A 5,645-nucleotide genomic window follows, 5' to 3' on the forward strand; every position below is an offset into this window, starting at 1 on the left:
GTTTTTTAAAGCTCTTTGAGCTAAGTTACCGTGACCTACTTCTCTTCTTGAAGTTCCTCTTAATGGTTTTGCTTCACCAGTTGAGAAAGGAGGGAAGTTATAGTGCAAGTAGAATTTTTCTTCACCTTGTTCAGATGGAGAGTCGATTTGGTTTGCTTCTCTTGAAGTTCCTAAAGTTACTGTAGCCAACGCTTGAGTTTCTCCACGTGTAAACAATGATGAACCATGAACTCTTGGTAAATAATCAGTTTCACACCAGATTGGTCTGATATCTGTTGTTTTTCTTCCGTCTAAACGAATTCCTAATTCTAAAACTACATTACGAACCGCTTCTTTGTTGGTTTTGTAGAAATATTTAGATACTAAATCACCATCAGCTGCTAATTCTTCTTCTGTAAATAAAGCCTTAACTTCTTCTTTTACTTCAGCAAATGCAGCGCTTCTTTCGTGTTTAGCCGAACCAACTTTTGCAATAGCATAAATTTTGTCGTAGGCTGCTGCTTTTACTTTTTTGTAAATTTCTTCGTTCTCTTTCTCACCTTCGTAAGTACGAGTTTCTTTTTTACCAAAAGCAGCTTGTAAACGATATTGTGCTTCGATTTGAACTTTGATAGCTTCGTGCGCAAATTTAATTGCTTCGACCATTTCTGCTTCTGAGATTTCTTTCATCTCGCCTTCAACCATCGCAACAGAATCCATTGAAGCTCCAATCATCATATCGATGTCTGATTTTTCTAAATCTACTCTACTTGGGTTGATTACAAATTTTCCGTCGATACGTGCAACACGAACTTCAGAAATTAAATTGTAAAATGGAATATCTGAAACAGCTAATGCTGCAGAAGCAGCTAAACCAGCTAATGCGTCTGGCATAACTTCTTCGTCATGAGACATCAATTGAATCATTACTTGTGTTTCAGCGTGGTAATCATCTGGGAAAAGTGGACGCAAAACGCGGTCAACTAATCTCATTGTTAATACTTCGCTATCGCTTGGACGAGCTTCTCTTTTGAAAAAACCTCCTGGAAAACGACCAGCGGCTGCAAATTTTTCGCGGTAATCTACCGTTAATGGTAAAAAATCAACGCCTGGGTTACTAGTGCGAGCCGATACTGCAGTTGCAAGTATCATCGTGTCGCCCATTCTTACTACTACAGAACCATCAGCTTGTTTAGCCAAACGTCCTGTCTCGATTGTGATGCTTCTGCCATCACCTAAATCGATTTTTTCTACAAATAATTGTGGAATCATAAATCTTTTCCTTATTGGTTATACAATGGGTTTTAGTTGTGTTGTTAGTTGTAGTTGTTGCGTAGTTAATGCCTAAAACCCAATGAAAAACCAAACTTTTTTTAATGATATGACAATTTTATTTCAAAATTGACGGCATTTTTTAAATTTAAATTATTTTTTTAAATTTAAAAAGATAGATAAAAAAAAGAGGCACTTTCGCACCTCTTTTAGTATATTGATTATTTTCTAATACCCAATACTTTGATAATTTCACGATATCTGTTGATCTCTGTTTTCTTAAGGTAGTCTAACAAAGCTCTTCTTTTACCTACTAACAATACTAATGAACGCTCAGTATTAAAATCGTGACGATTTTTTTTCAAGTGCTCAGTAAGGTGTGTAATTCTGTGAGTGAATAACGCGATTTGTCCTTCTGCAGATCCTGTGTTTTCTGCTTTTCCTCCGTATTTAGCGAAGATTTCTGCTTTAACTTCTTTAGTTAAGTACATGCTAATATTATTTAAATGATTATTATGCGATCTCACAGCTATTGTAAGACGGGTGCAAATATAGAAAATATTTATTTATTATTCAGGGTTGTTTAAGTTTTGTTTAAGAATAATTTTTGACTGCAATTTTGGTATCATTTTTATAGGTTGATATGGTTTATGTGTGCTTTTTTGTCAAACATTAATGCTATTTTGATCAATTGAAGGACTTGGATTAATTAAAGGATATAATTGTCGTGTTTTTTTTATTTTATTGACATAATATTAATAAAAAGGGATATTTATTAGTGTATTAAAATTTTTTGGTTAATTTATTTTCTATTTGAAAAAAAAATTTATTTTTGTGTAATCGATTGCATTTTTATTAGAGATTGTTTTGTAATAAAATGAACCAAGAATAAATTTTACTAGAGTTAATGAATAATCAGAATATTGATATTCAATAGATTATTTTAAGATTTTGCGAGCTATTTAAATTGCTTAAATGATTTATTACGAAGTAAAAGCCAAATTATAAACTATAAATTTAACCATATGAAAAGAAAATTACGATTACTTATTTTTATGATGTTATGTTTTACATCATTTATGCAAGCCCAAAAGACCGATGTTTGGGATTTTGGAGCTTTAGGACAACCAGCGGTGACTAATACTCCGTTTGATGATACTAATTTGTACACTAAACAACTAACTGTAGCTGTTATTAATGCTTGGTATCCAGGAACAATAATACCTGGTAGTGCTAATACTACTACTAATGTAATGCCAGCTACTTTTACTGCAGGTGATTTGAAGTGGGTAGGAGGTACAAATGATAGATTAAGAACTTCAAATATAGCGGTTACTCGCTATGATGGAACTTTAGGAAATGTTGGAACTACTGGTTGTACGGGACGTCTTTACGTAAATGGTGCAGCCCAGACAGGAAGATATTTAGAATTGTCATTAAAAGCAGATGATGAGGTTACCTTAATTGCTTGTGGTGATGCTGCAGGTTTGTTAAATTTTGAATATGTAACCGGGCCGCAAATTCAAAAAGACCAATCTGTAACAACTGCAACGGCTGCTGAATATAAATATGTAGCTAAATATACTGGTAACTATCGTATATATGATTCATCAAATAAACCTAGTTATTACAGGATTTTGAGAAAACCAGCTACTTACGCGTCTATTACTGGCACAATTGATGAGACTTTAGCAGCAGGAATTCCAGCAGGATATAGTGTTTCTTTCACAAATGCAACAGGAAAAGTTTTTACCGCGCCAGTTACTTCTGGGGCATATAGCGTAAATCTTCCAGCAGGATATTCATATGAGTTAGGGCTTGTTAATGCAAATGGTTTTGTTATAAATAATGGAACTTCTTTAAACGTTTTAGCTACTACTACGAGCTATGATATTAGTATTGAGAAAGTTACTTTATTTACAGTTACAGGAAATGTATCAGGTTTGACTTCTGCTGATTTAACAAAATTAAGTTTAGTTTATACGCCAGATGCTTCTTTAAATAAAATTTATGTTCCTAAGCCCCTTATCAATACAACTACAGGTGCTTATACAGTAGATTTAGAAGCAAATACACCATATGTTGTTTCAGGTAAAGGCGTTAATGATTTTGAAATTTTAGCAAATACGGTTGATATCTCTGCTGCAACAACTAAAGATGTTGTGTTTTCTGCAAAACCAGTTTATGATGTGACTCTTAATGTTTCCGGATTGAATACTACTCAATTAGCGAGTCTAAAACTTGCTTTTGCCAACAAGAATGAAGCTGGATATGTGTATAATTTTAATTATGGTTCAGCTATAAAATTAAGAAAAGGAACCTATTTTCTTACTTATACAGGCATAGATAGTGATCCTGTTGAATCGGGATTGGTATCCAATGTAATTGTTAATAATACAGCTGCATCAAAAGCGTTAGAATTTAAACCTGTTACCAATTGGTCTTTTGATGATAGAACAATCACAACTTCGGCTACAACTTATAAAGGAATGTTATTTGGAGGTACGGCAGGTACAATTTCTAATCGTATTGCTAATGGTGATTTAACTGCCAAATCTGGAGGAACTATTCAGATTCCGGTAAATGTTGGTGATAAAATTATAGTTTCATATTATTACTCAGCAGATTTCTCAATTGATGGAGGCGCAGCGATAAAAACAACATCAGGTAGTACTTCTAATGTTGAAAAAGTAGAATATGCTTATGGTGGAAGTGCTCCTGGGTATGTGACAATTACTATGGGAGGAGTTGCAGGATATACAACTTATATTACTGATGTTACTATAGGAGGAAGCATTCCTTATAGCTCTACGATTACTGTAGGAACAGATAAAACATACAAAACAATTAACGATGCTCTTACTGCTGTTTCAAAAATGACACGTACGGCTACAGATCGAGTAACTATTATGGTTGACCCAGGAAACTACGAAGAAATGCTTGTGATTACTCAACCAAATGTTACTTTGAAAAATGCTGCAACTACTCCAAGTGTTGCTTTATCGAATAAAGGTGTTGATATCGATCCTAATGCAGTTCGTGTTACATCTTATTATGGTCACGGATACACTTATTATAGTATGTCTTCTGACCAGAAATGGCATTCAGATGTTTTAAAAGTAAACAAAGAAAATGGTTATTTTTCTTATGTAAATACAGGAGCCGGAACTACAAATGGTTCTTATTGGAATGCTACTGTGGTTATTAATGCTGCTGGTTTTGAAGCTGATAACATTATTTTTGAGAATTCTTTTAATCAATATATTTCTAAAAAAGAATCTGAAGATATTGTAGTTGAGTGGACTTCAGGAGGCAAAGGAACACGTCCGACGGCTATCGGAAATACAACTGTTCAAAATAAAAGTTTTGTTGAAAGAGCAGCGGCTATTGCAGTACTTGACAATGTTCAAAAAGTAATATTGAATAACTGTAGAGTAATAGGACGTCAGGATTCTTTTTATGGAGGAAAAGGCGCTAGAGTAGCTGTATATAAAGGAGTGATGATGGGAGGAACGGATTATCTTTTTGGAGGTATGGATGCAGTGTTTTATAAAACGGCTTTAGCGATGAACACGAGTGAAGATAATAATGATGTAAGTTACATAACTGCAGCGCAACAAGATGCAGGAAGAGGATATTTGATGTATGAATGTACAGTTACTTCTGCAACTCCTGGTACAGAAACGGCATCTTTATTTCGTTCTAAACCTGGTTATTTTGGTCGTCCTTGGTCTGCTAATGGCGAGGTTGTCTTTTATAATACTACGATTGAAACTTCTGACAATCCAAGTTTCTCAGGACAATCTTTAATAGTTGCTGCTGGATGGAATAATTCATTAGGATCATCATCAACTAGTGTGTATGAATACGGAACTATTGAAAATTCGGGAGTAGATAATCAAGCGAGTCGTGTATCTTGGTCAACCAAACCTACTACTCCTACTCTAACAGGTGGAGTAGCTATTAATACATTGAATTTCACTAAAGGAAGTGACGGTTGGGATCCATTTCCACAATTAATTGCTAATGATCCATCACTTGGAATTAAAAAATACCAGCCACAATCAGCTGTAAATGTTTTTGGTTCTAAAAATAAAATCGCTGTTTCTAATGTGAAATCAAAATCTACAGTTTTAGTTTATGGTTTAAATGGTGCGTTGCTAAAATCATTTGAAATCGATTCAGATACTAATTTTGATATGAAATCAGGGATTTGGATTGTAGTTGTAAACGCAGAAGACGGACAAAAAGCTGTTAAAGTAATGACTTACTAATTCGTTAACTGTTTTACTATTTATAGAAAATCCTGAGTGAAAACTCAGGATTTTTTTTGTCTTTTTTTGTTGATGTGGTGTGATTTTATAAAATAAGTAGAGATGCACTGCAGTGCATCT

The 5,645-nt window shown here is 34.0% G+C and carries 3 protein-coding genes; 1 reads left to right on the top strand and 2 read right to left on the bottom strand.

Annotation, left to right across the window (positions count from 1 at the left end; all coding sequences use genetic code 11):
* A partial coding sequence (locus VLC96_RS02390) for a polyribonucleotide nucleotidyltransferase (protein ID WP_325260453.1) occupies positions 1 to 1,251 on the bottom strand: 1,251 nt, incomplete at its 3' end.
* Between the two features lie 221 nt (positions 1,252 to 1,472).
* Positions 1,473 to 1,742, bottom strand: coding sequence for a 30S ribosomal protein S15 (gene rpsO / locus VLC96_RS02395; RefSeq protein ID WP_325260454.1), 270 nt, complete (start codon positions 1,740 to 1,742; stop codon positions 1,473 to 1,475).
* Between the two features lie 534 nt (positions 1,743 to 2,276).
* On the opposite strand from rpsO, the gene VLC96_RS02400 reads away from it, so the two are divergent.
* On the top strand, positions 2,277 to 5,525 hold the full coding sequence (locus tag VLC96_RS02400) for a pectinesterase family protein (RefSeq protein ID WP_325260455.1): 3,249 nt from the start codon (positions 2,277 to 2,279) through the stop codon (positions 5,523 to 5,525).
* Positions 5,526 to 5,645: the final 120 nt, after the last annotated feature.

Source organism: Flavobacterium sp. (genome assembly GCF_035456085.1).
Lineage (GTDB): Bacteria > Bacteroidota > Bacteroidia > Flavobacteriales > Flavobacteriaceae > Flavobacterium.

Excerpts from the sequence above, each read along its gene's own strand:
- rpsO (WP_325260454.1), bottom strand. The coding sequence starts at position 1,742 with ATGTACTTAACTAAAGAAGTTAAAGCAGAAATCTTCGCTAAATACGGA.
- VLC96_RS02400 (WP_325260455.1), top strand. The coding sequence starts at position 2,277 with ATGAAAAGAAAATTACGATTACTTATTTTTATGATGTTATGTTTTACA.